The organism is Bacteroides sp. HF-4919 (assembly GCF_018860125.1).
Map to the genome: position 1 here is coordinate 791,047 of NZ_JAHKNF010000001.1, position 16,904 is coordinate 807,950.

Annotated in this window: 17 protein-coding genes and 1 pseudogene; 4 read left to right on the forward strand and 14 right to left on the reverse strand. The window is 41.4% G+C overall.

The window, feature by feature from the left end:
- Positions 1-24: 24 nt before the first annotated feature.
- The gene (locus KO473_RS03375; RefSeq protein ID WP_032541355.1) at positions 25-1,110 is read right to left on the reverse strand and encodes a FimB/Mfa2 family fimbrial subunit; all 1,086 of its coding nucleotides are present in this window, start codon (positions 1,108-1,110) and stop codon (positions 25-27) included.
- Positions 1,111-1,153: 43 nt separating this feature from the next.
- Entirely contained in the window at positions 1,154-2,017 is an 864-nt protein-coding gene (locus KO473_RS03380; protein ID WP_122130498.1) for a FimB/Mfa2 family fimbrial subunit, read from the reverse strand.
- A 289-nt stretch (positions 2,018-2,306) separates the two neighbouring features.
- Between KO473_RS03380 and KO473_RS03385 the strand changes: the two genes are divergently transcribed.
- Together KO473_RS03385 and KO473_RS03390 are read left to right on the forward strand one after the other, a co-directional pair.
- Positions 2,307-2,609: a GNAT family N-acetyltransferase gene (locus tag KO473_RS03385; RefSeq protein WP_122130497.1), complete on the forward strand. Its 303-nt coding sequence runs from the start codon at positions 2,307-2,309 to the stop codon at positions 2,607-2,609.
- Between the two features lie 13 nt (positions 2,610-2,622).
- On the forward strand, positions 2,623-2,838 hold the full coding sequence (locus tag KO473_RS03390) for a (4Fe-4S)-binding protein (protein ID WP_005786366.1): 216 nt from the start codon (positions 2,623-2,625) through the stop codon (positions 2,836-2,838).
- A gap of 256 nt (positions 2,839-3,094) precedes the next feature.
- Here KO473_RS03390 and KO473_RS03395 read toward each other — a convergent pair whose 3' ends face one another.
- From KO473_RS03395 to mutY, 5 genes are all read right to left on the reverse strand, one after another.
- Positions 3,095-3,757 (reverse strand): 4'-phosphopantetheinyl transferase superfamily protein, encoded by a 663-nt coding sequence (locus KO473_RS03395; RefSeq protein WP_032556459.1) that lies wholly within the window; start codon positions 3,755-3,757, stop codon positions 3,095-3,097.
- A gap of 14 nt (positions 3,758-3,771) precedes the next feature.
- A complete protein-coding gene (locus tag KO473_RS03400) occupies positions 3,772-5,118 on the reverse strand; it encodes a gliding motility-associated protein GldE (RefSeq protein ID WP_032556458.1) in 1,347 nt (448 codons plus the stop codon).
- A 135-nt stretch (positions 5,119-5,253) separates the two neighbouring features.
- A complete protein-coding gene (locus tag KO473_RS03405; protein ID WP_122130496.1) occupies positions 5,254-5,712 on the reverse strand; it encodes a single-stranded DNA-binding protein in 459 nt (152 codons plus the stop codon).
- A gap of 87 nt (positions 5,713-5,799) precedes the next feature.
- Positions 5,800-7,368: an arylsulfatase gene (locus KO473_RS03410; protein WP_122130495.1), complete on the reverse strand. Its 1,569-nt coding sequence runs from the start codon at positions 7,366-7,368 to the stop codon at positions 5,800-5,802.
- A 45-nt stretch (positions 7,369-7,413) separates the two neighbouring features.
- Positions 7,414-8,460 carry an A/G-specific adenine glycosylase gene (gene mutY, locus KO473_RS03415; RefSeq protein ID WP_122130494.1) on the reverse strand — a complete coding sequence of 349 codons (1,047 nt, stop codon included), beginning with the start codon at positions 8,458-8,460 and terminating at the stop codon, positions 7,414-7,416.
- A gap of 204 nt (positions 8,461-8,664) precedes the next feature.
- On the opposite strand from mutY, the gene KO473_RS03420 reads away from it, so the two are divergent.
- Positions 8,665-8,940: an HU family DNA-binding protein gene (locus KO473_RS03420; RefSeq protein WP_005776335.1), complete on the forward strand. Its 276-nt coding sequence runs from the start codon at positions 8,665-8,667 to the stop codon at positions 8,938-8,940.
- A 279-nt stretch (positions 8,941-9,219) separates the two neighbouring features.
- A complete protein-coding gene (locus KO473_RS03425) occupies positions 9,220-10,794 on the forward strand; it encodes an Rne/Rng family ribonuclease (protein WP_005776334.1) in 1,575 nt (524 codons plus the stop codon).
- 58 nt (positions 10,795-10,852) lie between these two features.
- Here the strand turns inward: KO473_RS03425 and KO473_RS03430 are convergent, their stop codons facing one another.
- From KO473_RS03430 to KO473_RS23325, 7 genes and pseudogenes are all read right to left on the reverse strand, one after another.
- Positions 10,853-11,800 carry a glycosyltransferase family 4 protein gene (locus KO473_RS03430; RefSeq protein ID WP_005819212.1) on the reverse strand — a complete coding sequence of 316 codons (948 nt, stop codon included), beginning with the start codon at positions 11,798-11,800 and terminating at the stop codon, positions 10,853-10,855.
- A gap of 3 nt (positions 11,801-11,803) precedes the next feature.
- Entirely contained in the window at positions 11,804-12,811 is a 1,008-nt protein-coding gene (locus KO473_RS03435) for an NAD-dependent epimerase/dehydratase family protein (RefSeq protein ID WP_005819210.1), read from the reverse strand.
- A gap of 149 nt (positions 12,812-12,960) precedes the next feature.
- Positions 12,961-13,420 (reverse strand): annotated as a pseudogene (locus KO473_RS23760) (transposase); the annotation flags it as partial.
- A 304-nt stretch (positions 13,421-13,724) separates the two neighbouring features.
- Positions 13,725-13,937 carry a hypothetical protein gene (locus KO473_RS03445; protein WP_005819206.1) on the reverse strand — a complete coding sequence of 71 codons (213 nt, stop codon included), beginning with the start codon at positions 13,935-13,937 and terminating at the stop codon, positions 13,725-13,727.
- A gap of 67 nt (positions 13,938-14,004) precedes the next feature.
- Entirely contained in the window at positions 14,005-14,748 is a 744-nt protein-coding gene (locus KO473_RS03450; RefSeq protein ID WP_232307383.1) for a glycosyltransferase family 2 protein, read from the reverse strand.
- 144 nt (positions 14,749-14,892) lie between these two features.
- Positions 14,893-15,609 carry a glycosyltransferase family 2 protein gene (locus KO473_RS03455; RefSeq protein WP_005819203.1) on the reverse strand — a complete coding sequence of 239 codons (717 nt, stop codon included), beginning with the start codon at positions 15,607-15,609 and terminating at the stop codon, positions 14,893-14,895.
- Positions 15,610-15,777: 168 nt separating this feature from the next.
- Positions 15,778-16,902 carry a transposase gene (locus tag KO473_RS23325; RefSeq protein ID WP_005819201.1) on the reverse strand — a complete coding sequence of 375 codons (1,125 nt, stop codon included), beginning with the start codon at positions 16,900-16,902 and terminating at the stop codon, positions 15,778-15,780.
- Positions 16,903-16,904 lie beyond the last annotated feature (2 nt).

The following is a 16,904-nucleotide window of genomic DNA, read 5'->3' on the forward strand; positions in this document are numbered from 1 at the left end:
CATGATTCTGTTTTTGAGTTACTTTTACTGAATTACCAGGTTATGTATCAATTCCCATGCCGGACTGATAGTGATCACAATATTCTGATCGGTCAGCAAATCTACCGGAGCATCATCGTCACCCGGGTTACCCGGTGTTCCGCCATCCACACTACCCGTAGCACCTTTCACACCTAATGCATAAAAATGATTTGCCATCAGATTAAACTGTGTTGCTCCCGAACTATTAGTGTCGCTCACGGTCCACTCTTTTATAGCGGTACCACTCGCATCATAAAGTCCTAAAGTCATGCTCACGCCACTAACCGGCATATAGAACGAACCTCCCAATTGTGAATTAGGCACTTTCACCACTCCCTGTCCGGACAAATCGTTGCCCACATACACGCCGTTGGAAACAGCCTGGCCGGAAAGATCCATATCTATTATATTATAAGGAGTAGCGGCAGTATTGATACCTACACCATTAGTCAGATTCACCTGCTGATTGGAGTTGCTGACTTTCAGACGCAAATACTTCACAGTGGTTCCGTTAAGCACTTGAGGAACATTCTTGAAGTATCCCAGTACACCGGCCACCTTACGGGTCATCTCAATGCTGACACGAGTTCCGCCCTGAGCCATTACTTCCGCATCGGCCGAACCTGCAAAGATTTCCGATTCATCGCCCGAATTCACGATAGTAGCAAGCATATCCGTATAATTGGTATTACCGGAAGTCGGCGTAGTCACAGAGAAGCGGTCACTTGCGTCACGGCCTACAGCCAAAAACTTATATACCCCTGCAGGAAGCTTGTCAGCATCGGGAACGGCAAAACGTTTGAAAGTAGTACCATCGGTCCAGCCGGTGATATCATAGGTCTTTTGATGCAGATAAGTCGAACCGTTCTGCATAAAAGCATAAACACTGACACGAGTGACATGCTGTGTAGCCTCCTGGCTATACACCGGCATTCGGGTTCCAATCCCATCTGTCAGACCATTAACCGCGGACAGTTCAAATGTAATCCCATTATTTTCAGGATTCACTTCAGACGAAGGATCATCTTCGCTGGAACAAGCAGCAAATACAAAGAGGCTTGCTGCCACCAGAAACATTAATTTTTTCATAATAGCAAAGTTTAGTTTAAATAAATAGATAAGGAAAAAGAGATCAGTAGATATCCAGGCGATGTATCGTGAGCCATTCCCCACGGATAAACATCTTGATTTCCCAGATTCCTTCTGATGTATTGTAGTCTATAGAGACAGCGGTTATTTCATTACGCCGCATGTCCACTTCCATTTCGGGCAATTTCAAATAAGGAGATTCAGAAGCTCTCGTATCGGTGGCATAGAAAGTTAAAGCTAACTTTGAATGTCCATCTACCGAAGAGGGTGCAAGCACTGTCTCCAGGACATTGGTGAACGGCACATTTTTGTCAACTTGAGTGCTTCCGGCATAATTGAGGCCCGCATCCGTCGACTGATAAACATGACTTACATTCTGTTCAATACGTGTTATCTCAGCCGGGAAATTGGAACAGAGCAGTAACAACTTTCCCTTCGTCCGTTCCAGTGTCAATTCTTCTGTCTGATAATCGGGAGAGAAATGCAAGACCCTGCTTGTCACATAAATATCAGTATGTTCCTTCCCATCCTGATGCAAGATACCGGTGGGATAGTCCGTGGTCAGATTTCCCCATACGGCCAATTTATAATCACCGTCGGGTATGCCCGGAAAAGCAAGGGTGTATTCCTTTTCTTCACCTTCTGTAGAGATGACCGCCGACTCTCTGATCAATGCCCCGGTAGATGCATCATACAGAGCGTAATAGAGAGTTCCTGTATAAGTCCGGAAAGGCAGATTTTCGTCTACCGGGCTCAACTGTGGAAACTGCGATATATTCAAATAGTTCTTGTCCTTAACAGATACCCGAACCGAGTAAGGTTGTTCTACCGGACATTCGTCTCCGCAAGAGGAAGCAAGTACCATGCCAACTACCATGCAGAAGATCTGTATTACTCTTCCATTCATAATCTCTAAAGTTTAAATATAAAACAATTCGTTCAATCACTCAGAAATCAGTATCCTAAAACCAAGATACTTCCCGTATGGTAGTTTTGTAAGCGAGGCACCGTTGCTCCGCATAAGTCAAATATCAACAGAAAGATTATGCATTTGTTTTGCCATGAATCATTATTATCTGTTAAAGTTATATCGCGTCATTCTATTGTTTAAATGATTCATAAATAAACAAGCGGAGAAAACAAAGTTTATCCTCTAAATGTTGTAGAATAAAACAAGATTTAAAAGAAAGAAAATTATGACTGAAAATTATGAACTGATAGACAATGAAGAAAAACATCAATATGAATTTCATGTTGAAGGTTATGTTCCCCGGATAGAATACATAAAATCCTTAAATGGCGAGATTTATCTGACCCATACCGAAGTACCGGCCGCCTTGGGAGGACACGGAATAGGTTCACAACTTGCAGAGAAAGTTCTCACTGACATTGAACGGCAGGGCTTGCGCCTGGTTCCTCTCTGTCCGTTCGTGGCGGGATACATACACAAACATCCGGAATGGAAGCGTATTGTACTTCGTGGTGTTCACATTCAATAATATAAAAACAGTTATGGGAAAACAAATAGAATACAGCAATGGCGAACTAACCATTGTATGGCAACCGGAACTCTGCCGGCATGCCGGAATCTGCGTAAAGACACTGCCTAACGTATATCACCCGAAAGAACGTCCGTGGATAAAGATGGAGAATGCTACCACGGAAGAACTGATTGCTCAAATCAAAATGTGTCCGTCGGGAGCGTTGAGTTACAAACTAAAGAAATAAGCAAAATCGCCGGAAATATCATTTGAAAGAATTTTCCAGCGATTTTTCTTATTTCCTCTCCGTCCACAAACTGCGGTTATAAGATTTAGAGTGTTTCGCTTTGTTCCGACAGCGCAAACGATTTGGCATCCAATTGATAGGCTTTAAACCATAAATCTTCTCCAGTTTCATATATATCTTTGCCGGCCTGCAAGTTGTCATACCGCCCCCAATAACGATCGCCAATAATAGGATACGCTTTATCATTGTATTTTCTTCATGGGGTATCACATTCATTCACGGAATACGCAGATGTCACCTGCCACGTCATCACAAAGTCCGGATGCAGCAAATAGCGGATCATGAACTTCTTCTTATGTTCCGTACGGTATTCTTCCGCCGGAAACTCCCCGTGTTCACATACCTGGAACGGCATGATGCGAAGATGCTCCCTAAAATCGACCTCTGAAGCATCCATACACTTAAACATCACTTCTTTTGCTGACCAATGTAAAAGTAAAGACCAGGTATCTTCTCCCTGATATTCAGAAATCAACTCGTCCGGACGCATATATTTATGAGCGACCTTGTGCACCCGCTGCCCGTATTGCTCGATATCGATTCCCACTTCGGACCTGGGACTCAGTATAACCGCGACATAACCGCGAGTGTGAGAAATGCTGATGAAATAAGAAGAGTCCGCCAAACGGGGTTTGCCACTGGGAGCATATTCAATTATCTTTTCCTCCCCTAACAACTGATATAGCAATACACGTACGGAAAGCCATTCCAATTTACGATGTGGTGAAGAAAAACGCGTCAACTGTTGCTCATATCTTTCCGGATCGGGCAACAGTGCCAAAAGTTCTTCCGTGGACTCTTCTGTTTTCCAGATTCCCCACTGATAAGCAATTTCTTTATATTCCCGCAACAAAGCCATGGTAAAAACAGATATCAGGAGGTTTCTTCCTCTGGGGAAGGCTCGTTAACGGTAAACTTCACTTTCAGGATTCTCCGGCTGTCCATAGCCAGCACTTCAAATTCGTATCGATGATAGAGAACCTTCTCGTGGAGTGCCGGAAATTCTCCCTTTATCTCGAGCAACAGTCCGGCCAGTGTATCGGCATCTCCATCTACTTTGTCAAAATCATCTTCATCGACCTTCGTAATCTTATAAAAATCGGTCAACTGTGTTTTAGCCTCAAACACCCAGGTATGATCGTTAATCACCGTATAGGTACGCTCTTCATCATCATATTCATCATGAATCTCCCCAACGATCTCTTCAATGATATCCTCCATTGTCACAATTCCCGATGTACCACCGAATTCATCCACAACAATAGCAATATGAATCTTATTTGCCTGGAAGTCACGCAGAAGATCGTCAATCATTTTAGTCTCAGGCACAAAATAGGCGGGACGAATCAATGATTGCCAACGAAAATTATCCCCCTTATTTAGATGGGGCAGCAAGTCCTTAATATAAAGCACTCCTTTGATATTATCGCGTGTACCGGAATAAATAGGGATACGGGAATATGCATTGTCGATAATACATTGAATTACATCTTTAAAAGGAGTACGTATATCAAGATCGACCACGTCGAGGCGGGAAGTCATAACCTCCTTGGCTGTCTCTCCACCAAAACGAATGATGCCTTCCAGTATATTATTTTCTTCCGTAAGTTCGGCCTTGTCGGTCAGTTCAAGGGCATGAGAAAGTTCGTCAACCGATATATTGTGATTCTTTTTGGCAAAATGTTTATTCAGGAAAGCCGTAGAATGTACTAACACAGCAGAGATAGGAGCAAATACTTTACGCAACACATAGATGACCGGAGCGGAGAAACGGCAGAAAGCCAATGTCTTCTGGGCCGAATAGATCTTAGGCATAATCTCTCCGAAAAGCAACAAGAGGAAAGTCAGGATAACAGTCAGTATCAAAAACTCCGCAAGAGGCGAATGAAAGACAAAGACATTCATGAAGAAGAAGTTACAGAGCATGATAATGGTAACATTCACAAAGTTGTTTGTGATAAGAATGGTTGCCAACAAACGTTCGGAGTCTGCGAGCAGATTGCTGATTTTCCCATCAGAAGGATGATTGCCTTCTTCTATATCATTCAGATCGGAAGGCGAAAGTGAGAAGAAAGCGATTTCGGATGCCGAAGCAAAGCCCGAAGCGAGCAGGAGCAAACCTGCCAGAACAATGGCTATTATTGCCGATAATGAAGGTGTGTTTACGGATATTCCGTTAAAAATTTCTGCCAACTGGCATAAATAAGCGTCTGGGTCCAAAATATTGGTTTTAAGTTAATAATAAGTAGCTACATGCAAATCATGTGCCACAAGTTGTCAGCTAAAGGTTATCACTACAAGTTAAGGTTAGATGCCGGATGGCAATTCTAACTCTTAACTTGTAGCCATTAACCATTAAAACGGCAGGTCATCCGCCGAATTATCTTGCGAAGACACCGGTTGCTGCGGTTGTTGCGATTGAGGTCGCACGGGAGCAGCAGCCTGCTGCTGTGTCGGAGCATACGATCCCGAACCGGTACCTTTCGGAGTGAGCATTTCCATATTATCCACAAAAATCTCGGTAACATAGCGTTTAGCCCCATTCTGGTCATCATAAGAACGGGTTCTTATTTTCCCTTCCACATAGAGCTTATCACCTTTATGTACATACTTTTCGGCAGTTTCTGCCAGTCCGCGCCAAAGGACAAGATTGTGCCATTCGGTCCGTTCGGGCACTTGTGTACCATTCGACAAAGTATATGCACGGTCGGTCGTAGCCAAAGGAAAACTGGCTACAGCAATACCTGTATCCAAATATCTCACTTCAGGGTCTTTACCGACATTTCCTATCAATATCACTTTATTTACTGACATATTCTCAGAATTTTATGTTTCTAAATACCGAATTTCGTTGCCAAAATTAAATAGAATAACAATAGAATGCAAGAATTGTTACAACTTTTATAAAGCTCTATAAGTTTTATTGCGCACTTTTCTCAAAATGGTTTGCAATTCAAAAAGCTTGGCTGGATTCTTTTCAGCAAGATTCTCCTGTTCATAATCTTTAGTCATGTCATACAATTGCGGAATGCTCAGATTACCCGTTTCTATTTTAGGTCCCCAGGTTATCATGTGAGGGCCGTCGTTAGGTTCAATGTATTTCCAGTCCTTGGTACGTACTGACAGTGTATGGTTAGCGGCTTGCTCAATCACCCAAGGACGGTCGGTAGAATCCGTTCCCAGCCAGTTGCCCAGACGGTCAAAACTGTCGGGAGCCGCTCCTTTGGGAACCCTTGCATCAACCAGGGAAGCTAAAGAGGCCAGCCAGTCGATTTGTGAAACCAATACATCCGACACCTGCGGCTGAGTAATTTTCTTAGGCCAGCGCACAATGGCGGGGATACGGGTTCCGCCTTCGAAAGCACTATATTTGTTGCCACGCAGCGGACCTGCCGGACTGTGTCCGTTGAGTAACTCCTCTGCACGATCCTGATAACCATCATCCACAACAGGACCGTTATCACTGGAAAGAATAACCAACGTGTTTTCAGAAAGTCCCAGCTTGTCAAGTGCTTCCAGGATTTGCCCTACACTCCAGTCGAACTGTACAATGGCATCTCCGCGCAACCCCATCGGATTCTTACCACGGAAACGCTCGTGTGGGAAGCGCGGAACGTGCACATCGTTCGTTGCAAAATACATGAAGAACGGTTCATCCTTATGTTCGCGAATAAAGTTGATGGCATGTGTAGTGATCGAGTCGGCAATATTTTCATCTTTCCACAAGGCCTTGCCTCCCCCTTTCATATAGCCGATGCGGCCGATTCCGTTTATGATAGCCATATCATGTCCATGGCTGTGCTTCTGGTTATACAACAGCTCCGGATGATCTTTCCCTAAAGGTTCTCCTTCAAAAGGTTTGCGGTAGCTGACTTCAATAGGGGCACTCGGGTCATAGTTTGCCACTTTTCCATTTTCAATAAATACACAGGGCACACGGTCGGCAGTAGCAGCCATAATGTATGAATAGTCAAACCCCAAATCCCCCAATGCAGCGGGAAGTGGAGCATTCCAGTCTTGCTCTCCGCTTTTATCTCCCAGTCCCAAATGCCATTTACCGAGAGCAGCAGTCACATAACCGGAATTTTTAAACATATCGGCCATCGTGTAATCTTCCGGACGGATAATCATTCCGGCATTTCCGGCCGCTACATCCGTTCCCGGACGACGCCAGGCATATTCTCCCGTAAGCATGGAGTAACGTGAAGGAGTACTGGTAGCCGCAGTAGCATGCGCATTAGTAAAGCGAATACCTTCGGATGCCAAACGGTTAACATTAGGAGTTTGTACATTTTTAGCTCCATAACATTCCAGATCGCCATATCCCAAATCATCTGCATAGATAAACACCACATTCGGCAGTTGTCGGTCATTCACCTTCTGTTTGTTTTTTCCTCCTTTTTGTCCGCTTGCGGCCATCAGGCAAGCTACGGGAGAAAGACAGGCTAATAGTAAGTAAGGTCGTTTCATAATTTTAGATATTTATAATTCAACAAAATATATTCAGTTTCTATTTCAATCGATGTATTTCTCTATAAAGGCATGCACCAGTTTTGAGACGGCATATTGTTCCAGCTCTTCAGCCTTTATTTTTTGATAAGCAGCAAACGAATGACTATTTTCCGGAAGATCTACTATATAAAAATTGGCATAAATCACCCGATGTGAAAGTACATGCTTCACGTCCCGGCAAACCGAACGGACTACCGGAAGTTCCTTGGGGGCAAACAATGCCTTGAACTCGGGCAACGCCGGAAATTCCTCTTCCGAGACAGCTTCGGGAGTTTCAATCAGAGGAAACTCAAACAGATTTTTCCAGATGTCATTGCCCGTTCTTTTATTAATCAAAGTATACGCACCCATACGTACATATATATAATTGAAGTAGCGATTGGTCGTTTTCGTTTTGTGCTGTTTTACCGGAAGTTGTGCCACCATTCCCCCGGCTAATGCCGAGCAGCCGCTTGCCAACGGACAAAACATGCAGTTAGGAGACTGAGGCGAACATTGGATAGCTCCAAAATCCATGATAGCCTGATTATAAAGGGCAGGATTCTTTTTATCCAGCAGTTCATCGGCTACGGCAGCAAAGAGCTTTTTCCCTTCAGTAGAATCTATCGGAGTATCGATGCCCAGATAGCGGGAAAGTACCCGGTACACATTCCCATCGACTACCGCATAAGGCATGTTATAGGCAAAAGAACAGATGGCAGCGGCAGTATAGTCACCTACCCCCTTCAAAGCCCTCACTTCCGGATAGGTTTTAGGAAACACCCCGTTCATACTTTTAGCGGCTGCATGCAAATTGCGTGCACGGGAGTAATAGCCCAGTCCCTGCCAATACTTCATCACTTCGTCTTCATCCGCTTGGGCCAATGTGGCAACATCCGGAAACCGTTTCATAAACCGCATGAAGTAGTCATACCCCTGCACGACACGGGTCTGTTGCAGAATGATCTCCGAAATCCATATCACATAAGGATCCGCGGACTCCCTCCATGGAAGTTCCCTTTTATATTCCTGATACCACTTTTCTATTGTATTGCTGAAGTTAGGATTCATATATTTAGCCAGATTCTACTTTTTGTTAACTTTATCCTTGCACAAAAGTAGTTCTTTTCATCTAATTACGAACTAAGAAAGCTTAATGAAGCGACTTTTTTAGAAAATTGTTCGGGATATATTTTTTTGGGAGACTAAAAAGCTATATATTTGCAGTCCAAAAAATTAGAAAGAACATAGTAATAATATTTTTTTTAAGGAAAAATGACTAAAGCAGATATTGTAAACGAAATTGCAAAGAACACTGGTGTTGACAAAGTAACAGTACTTACAACAGTTGAGGCATTTATGGATGCAGTGAAAGATTCTTTGTCTAAGGACGAGAATGTTTACCTCCGTGGATTTGGTAGCTTCGTCGTAAAGAAAAGAGCTCAAAAAACCGCTCGTAATATTTCTAAGAATACGACTATCATCATTCCGGAACACAACATTCCGGCGTTCAAACCAGCTAAGACATTCACCCTTTCGGTAAAGAAATAATAAACAAGAGTATTAACCCATAAAATTTTGAAGCTATGCCAAGCGGAAAGAAGAAAAAAAGACATAAAATGTCTACGCACAAGCGTAAAAAAAGACTAAGAAAGAACAGACATAAAAGCAAAAAGTAATTTTTAGTCTGAATCTGGACAGAAATAAAGAACAAACTTGTGAAGCAAATGTCTTTCGAGTTTGTTCTTTGTTTAAATGCCCGACTGAATGAACAAACGCATAAAGTTATTCGTTCATTTTTTTATAAAATTAAATAATTAGGAAACAGACGTGACAAGCGAATTAGTAGTAGACGTACAGCCCAAAGAAGTCTCCATCGCCTTACTTGAGGACAAGAGTTTGGTGGAACTTCAAAGCGAAGGAAGAAATATCTCCTTTTCGGTGGGCAATATGTATTTGGGCCGCGTCAAGAAATTGATGCCCGGACTGAATGCTTGCTTCGTGGATGTCGGTTACGAGAAAGATGCTTTCCTTCATTATTTAGACCTGGGTCCTCAATTTAACTCACTCGAAAAGTACGTAAAGCAGACTTTAAGCGACAAAAAAAAGCTTAATCCCATTTCGAAAGCAACCCTGCTTCCCGACCTGGACAAGGATGGCACAGTAGCCAATACATTAAAGGTAGGACAAGAAGTAGTGGTGCAAATTGTAAAAGAGCCTATCTCAACCAAGGGACCGCGCCTGACTTCCGAAATCTCGTTTGCAGGAAGATATCTGGTGCTGATTCCTTTCAACGACAAGGTCTCTGTCTCTCAAAAAATTAAATCGAGCGAAGAACGTGCACGCCTGAAACAACTGCTGATGAGCATCAAGCCGAAAAACTTCGGAGTGATTGTACGCACAGTGGCAGAAGGCAAACGTGTTGCCGAACTCGATGGAGAGCTTAAAGTATTGCTGAAGCACTGGGAAGAAAGTATCACCAAAGTACAAAAGGCCACAAAGTTTCCGACACTTATCTACGAGGAAACAAGCCGTGCCGTAGCTTTGCTGCGTGATCTCTTCAATCCTTCTTTCGAGAACATCCACGTGAACAACGAAGCGGTGTTCAACGAAATCAAGGATTATGTGACACTGATTGCCCCCGAACGGGCAGGCATCGTCAAGTTGTATAAAGGTCAACTTCCCATTTATGACAATTTCGGTATCACCAAACAGATTAAATCGTCTTTTGGTAAAACAGTATCCTACAAGAGTGGTGCCTACTTGATTATTGAGCACACTGAGGCGCTTCACGTAGTAGACGTGAACAGCGGAAACCGCACCAAGAATGCCAACGGGCAGGAAGGTAACGCACTCGAAGTAAACCTGGGGGCTGCCGACGAACTGGCACGCCAACTGAGGCTAAGGGATATGGGTGGTATCATTGTGGTAGATTTCATTGACATGAATGAAGCCGAAAACCGTCAGAAGCTTTACGAACGTATGTGTGCCAACATGCAAAAAGACAGGGCGCGTCACAACATTCTGCCCTTAAGCAAATTCGGACTGATGCAGATCACGCGTCAACGGGTTCGCCCGGCTATGGATGTAAACACGATGGAAACTTGTCCAACTTGCTTTGGCAAAGGCACCATCAAATCGTCCATCCTCTTTACGGACACACTGGAGAGTAAAATTGATTATCTGGTCAATAAACTGAAGATTAAGAAATTCTCGCTACACATCCACCCGTATGTGGCTGCCTATTTGAATCAGGGACTTATGTCGCTGAAACGCAAATGGCAGATGAAATACGGATTTGGTATTAAAATTATTCCGAGTCAGAAACTCGCTTTTCTTGAATACGTATTCTACGATTCACATGGAGAAGAGATCGATATGAAGGAAGAATTTGAGATTAAATAAAAAGAAAGGCGGCTTGCAATCAAGTCGCCTTTCTTTTTATTTCCCACCACCGACTAATTCAGAACTGGTGCAGATGAAAGAATTTCTTCATGAATAACAGATATAATATACTCAACAGCAATATGCTTCCTGCCAAATATACATATCCGTACTCCCGCAATACCAGGTATCCCGCCACAACTACGCCCTGCACCACCATATAGGTCAATGACACCGCGACATGAGGTATCTTCAGTTCGTTAGCCATTATCTGATACAAATGTTTCCGGTGGGGCAGACCAATATTTTCATGCAACATCAATCGATGGACAATAGTCAGCACACTGTCTGCTCCATATACTGCCAGAAGCACAATCCAACTAAAATCTTCCGTATCGATTATAAGCTTACCGATTAAAAACAGAATAATAAAAGCAATACTGACCGCCCCCACATCACCAGCAAAGCATTTTGCCCTCTTACGGAAATTAAAGAAATTAAAGACCAGCACCGCACACAGCATGGTATAAATCAAACCCGGTTCAACGAACGAAACAACCCAATGATTGATAAACGCCAAAGCTCCAAGTACAACCAGCGAATATCCCCCCGTGATTCCATTAATTCCATCCATAAAATTATAGGCATTGATAATCCCTGTACATGCGATCAAAGCCACAACTACAGTCCACCAGGGAAGAGTAAACAACTCCCACTGATAGAACATCAAGCCCATCGCCGTAAAATGAAAAACAAGACGAAGTCCTTGTGATATGGAGCGGATATCATCTACAAAGCTGATCACCGTCACCAGAGTGAGAGCCAACATAAACCAAGGGTACTCAAATTGACTTGTCAGAAAATAAACCAATGCACCCAAGTAAAAGATAATTCCTCCACCCCGCAGTGTAATCCGGGTATGCGAACTCCGTTCGTTCGGTTTGTCGATAATATTATATTTATCAGCAATACGAAAATAAAAAAGTTCTGCCAGAAATAGCAGAACTAAGATTATCAGATAATACATAAGTTATTCAGTTTCTTCAAATGAACGAATAGTCTTTATCAGCCCTTCTTTAGCGGTGACCGGCATTTTATCAATCCCCAAAGCGACCTTTATCTTGGCGTTACTTACTACATAGTTCTCCGTCAGTTTACGAAGTCTTTCGGTATTCAAAGGCAAGTGGAGTAAAGTCCCCAGTCCAGCACATCCTTCCATAAAACGCTTGTTCATTTTCCAGATGTGAGGCTGTTTTCCCATTACCTCGCACATGATGGCAATCAGTTCATTCGTTGACAGAGCTTCATCATCCCCCATGTGATAAATCCCCGTAGGTACATCTTTAGTCAATAATCCCTCAATCACATAGCATAGGTTATCAATTGAAGTAAACGAACGACGATTTTCGAAGTCACCCAATGGCCAGGGAATTCCTTTCTTCACCACATTATACAATAGATTCAGATTTCCTTTATTCCCCGGACCATGAATCATACAAGGTCTTAATATATAAACCTGTTTTTCTGTAACCGAAGTCATCTCCCGAAAAGGAGAACACTCACAGGAAGAGACAGCAGGAAATGCAAAATGTTCCTTTATATACTCTTCAGCTCTTATTTTACTTTCCCCATAAGGACCAACAGGAACCGGAATAACATCTTCAGTAAGCATATCTCCCACTACACTATCCGCCGCAGCTTTTACTGAACTAAAAAATATGAATTTCTTCGCAGAAGACTCCAAAAAGAAATCAAATATCTTTTGAGTCAGGCCGGTATTAATATCAAAATAAGACTGAGCAGCTGATTGGTTTTTCGTATCATGAGCCTTTCCGGCAAGATGAATGATTGCATCGAATTTAGGAAGGGTTTGTAATGAGAATGACTCTGGATTAATATCTTTCCAATAAAATGTTTTCAGTACTCCTTCTCTTGTCGGACAAACTATATCAAGTCCATAAAGGTTGTGTTTAATTTTTAAATTATTAATTAGATTAGTGCCTACAAATCCATAAGCCCCTGTAATAAGAATATTCATTAGATTCCATTATTTAAATAGTTAGCGTCCAATTTTGACATATCACATAAGGAAAGCCGGTAAGTACTCAATTTAGGACATACCCCTAATTTTAGACACTTTTTCGAGTGCCTAAAATTGTTTTGTTAAAAGATTCAGTGATTTATTTACTATTGACATAGTGCCAGTCCGATATTTTTCGGTGAGAGATTCAAATAATCTCTGCAACCGTTAAAAATATTAGTAAAAAACTTACTGAGAAGCTCCCAAGCGAACCGCCCCTGCATCTTCACAGTACTAATTAGGCTATGGTACATGGCAACCATCTCTACTCCCTCGTCACTGCCGAAGTGGAGCATACTGTTTCGCTACGTGATAAGTTTGCGAATACTTCGTTCAGCAGTGTTGTTATCAATCGGATAATTACCATCCTTTAGATAGGCAAATATTTCATTCCAAAATTTATCTAGGTAATTGACCGCCTCTTTCAGATAGTTTGAAACGTTCTCCGGTGCGGTTTTCAACTTTTCGTATGGACCTGCAAACCCAGTGCTCCGTATCCTTAAACATAGCAGACTTTAACTCATCACCTATAAACACGTAAGCGTTGTAGCCATCGAACATGATACTTGCTCTCCAAGGGCGTATATACATCAGGACGGTTCGTTAAATCCCGTTCCCGTTTTCCCTTGTTTAGAGATAGGGTATCGATGGAGTTGACACGGAACTTGTATCCAACGTGTTAGGAGTATCATCGAATTTATCTTTCTCGCCAATGTGATCAGGGTTGTCCTCGTCGGCTTTTGCATCGTCACCCCGGTTCACCTTTTACCGCTTGTCACTGAACTTATTCTTATCAAAGAACTTGAGGTGAGACTTCAGTTGTTCTACCTCACGCTCGGCTTTCTTACGCTTCCTTACTTCCTCACAAAGCTCAGAGGCTGACTCCTGTAGTTTGGAAACCCATTTCGTTTTGTCTCCTTTGCAGCTCAGCCAGTTCAGCTTTCATATCGTTCCAGGCACTAAGAAAATCCTCCAAGACAAGTTCCAGCGCTTTCTTGTCCAACTCAGTCTCATTGACGCAGTCAACGAGATAACTGATATAACGGCTTTTACGATCTTCGGACATATCTCCACTGCTAAACATAGGGATATAATTTTGGTTAGGCAACAAAGATAGATATTTCAAAATCGAGCCCTAATTTGAATGCTTACTAATTGAATCCAAATTTAGTCCAATATCGTAACAATGACTTAAAAAATATGCAAGCATATTTCAACGACCGTCTTGCAGAGCGTGTTCCTTCATATTCTATTTCACTTTCAGGGTAATAAACCACAGAAAAACCTTCCAATTGTATCCTCTTACAGAAATCCATATCTTCACAATATAAAAAATAATATTCATCTAACCCTTTTACTACCTCATAAGCTTGACGCGGCATCATCATAAAAGCTCCAATTACCCAATCCACTTGACTAGTGACCTCAATAATACCAATCTGATTAGTAGATTTGAATATACGGCTCAAATGTCGTTTTATGAAGTTCATTGGTGTAATAAAATCCCGAAAGCTATCTTGTATTTTACCATTAATGTTTATTATTTTAGGAGCAATAACTCCTATTTCATTATGGGAATACAAATAAGTTACCATCTTTTCAATTCCCGTTTTCAGCCTAACATCAGGATTCATTATTACAAGAATATCACCATCTGCTATTGATAAACCTTGATTCATAGCATAAGCAAATCCTCCATTCTTTTCGTTAAACCTCCATTTAATATCTTTATATAAAGTTTTAAGTTCCTCCTGCTGCTTTAATGGATAAACTGAATTAGAAGAAACAATCACTTCACATTGCCAATTAGAAGGTATAATACCAATAATAGATGAATAACACGTTATAATATCTTCTATTGAATGATATTCAACAACAATAAAAGAAATTTTCAAAACCTCAAGAGACATTTTTTAACAATATGATCAATAAACGAAAATGCAAATATTTACCGCAATTATATATTTTAGATATTCCTTTATAAGAACATAAATGAATATTAATAAAAAGCCCATAATTTCTCAATAATATAATAAAAACTATAGATGCTTACTTATTTTCAACGCTCTTCTTATAAGTGCTATAATCAAGGTCCATCGATACTGTACCCTATACAATAATGGCAAATTACTATTTTCTAATGTCGGAGAAGCATTACTATTATGTCGTCTATATTTTATGAGCCGATTAGGTATAAATACAGCAGAATAAAAGGCAGACGCACATAATCCTAACCAAATATCATGCATGGCTAAAGAAGAAGGAAAAGGTAATGCTGCATTTAAAATCTCTCGCCGAAACGCCATACAACAACCAATATAATGATTACGAAGTATATTAATGAATACTCCGGCATTTGGAACTTTGCCATTAAATAACGAATCACAAATTACATTTTTATCTTGATTAATAATATAACAATCAGACACAACCAATGATTTTTTCTGAAGAAAGGATATCATTACTTGGACCTTATTAAACTCCCAAATATCATCTTGGTCTGAAAGAAAGATAATATCACCTTTTGCATGCTTTAAAGCATTTTCAAAATTATATATGGGAGAATTGAACTTTTGATTAGTAAATATAATGATCCTCCTATCATGATAGGACTTAAGAATAGAGAGGGTATTATCTGTCGACGAATCATCCGAAACAATAATCTCATCACACTCGTCTAATTGAGGTAAAATAGAGTCTATCTGCTCTTTTATGTACTTACTTCCATTATAAGTAGCTATGCACACTGATATCATTTATATTATGTAAGCGTCCAAAACATGGTATACACCTTTCAGGCGAGTGCCAGTAGGCACCCGTCACTTGTCTTGGATATTAAGTTTTAAATTGTTTTTACTAATTCGTTAGACCTATTGTCATGGGAAGCAGGTTCTCATAATCCGTTCGACTCTTCCGGATTTCCGTCATGTATTTGCAGAAGAAAGATCGGAAGCTGATTCCCGCCTGCTTGCAGGTTTCAATAAAGGTATTGTAAACTGCCGAGCGTAAAGCTCCTTTCGTACTACAGAAGAACAGACTGTTTTTCTCTGAACAGCCAAGGGGCGTATCGCACGTTCGGCAGCAAGATTGTCTATCGTATACTCACCGTCTTTGCGATAAGCAAAAAGCTGATTCCAAAACTTATGGAGATAATTCAAAGCCGTTCGCATTAAATCACTCATACCCGCTTCAGGCAATGCAAGCAAATCATAAAGTTCACTCCGCAAAGCGTTAACAATCCCATTCGTATAAGTATCGTTGCGTTTTTCCTTAATTTTGCTTGCAGTCAAATTAAACCTTCGGTAGTCATCTTCACGTGTATAAAGCTTGGCTATTTGCTCCAAAAAGAAATGGGCTTTCTCACACCCCTGATTATAGGCATCCTTGAACTTGTTACGCGCATGAGCAAGACAGCATAAATATTCCACCTCCATCAGCTCGTTATCAAGATACATATAGATGTTATAACCATCGTTCTGCAAGGACTTGATTTGCGCATCACCCAGAAAATCCTTCAGTATGTTATGATTATGATTGTTTTCATGGTTATTACTCGACTCATCCAGACAATCTGCATAGAAGAAGATCACAATACCCGCTTTCCTGTTTACAAGACACCACATGTAGGTTTTCCTATGACCCAAGTGGGTCTGGTAACGGCACCACGTTTCATCAACATTCACATTAGCCCCCTGCTCTAAAGCCATGCTCTTCAGAGCAGGGATCAACTTGTTGAGTTGAACGGCACCTTTGTCAGTCCAATTGTCCAGGTTCTGACGGCAGGTATTCCACTCCATATCAGACAGACGGTTCTTCGATTCACGATAATCGGGGGAACACATCTGATAACGGTTGAACAGAAGATACGATAACAAAGAGGCTGTGATATGAGTACCAGGAACTACCTCATCGTATAAATGAGCCTGATTGTTATCATCACAAGAAAAATATACTTGTTTGATACTTCCATCGGGATATTTCACTTTCAGAACTTCAAAATGATGTTCTTCAATCAGATTGACAACCGTGCGGACTACTTTGGGGTTCATCA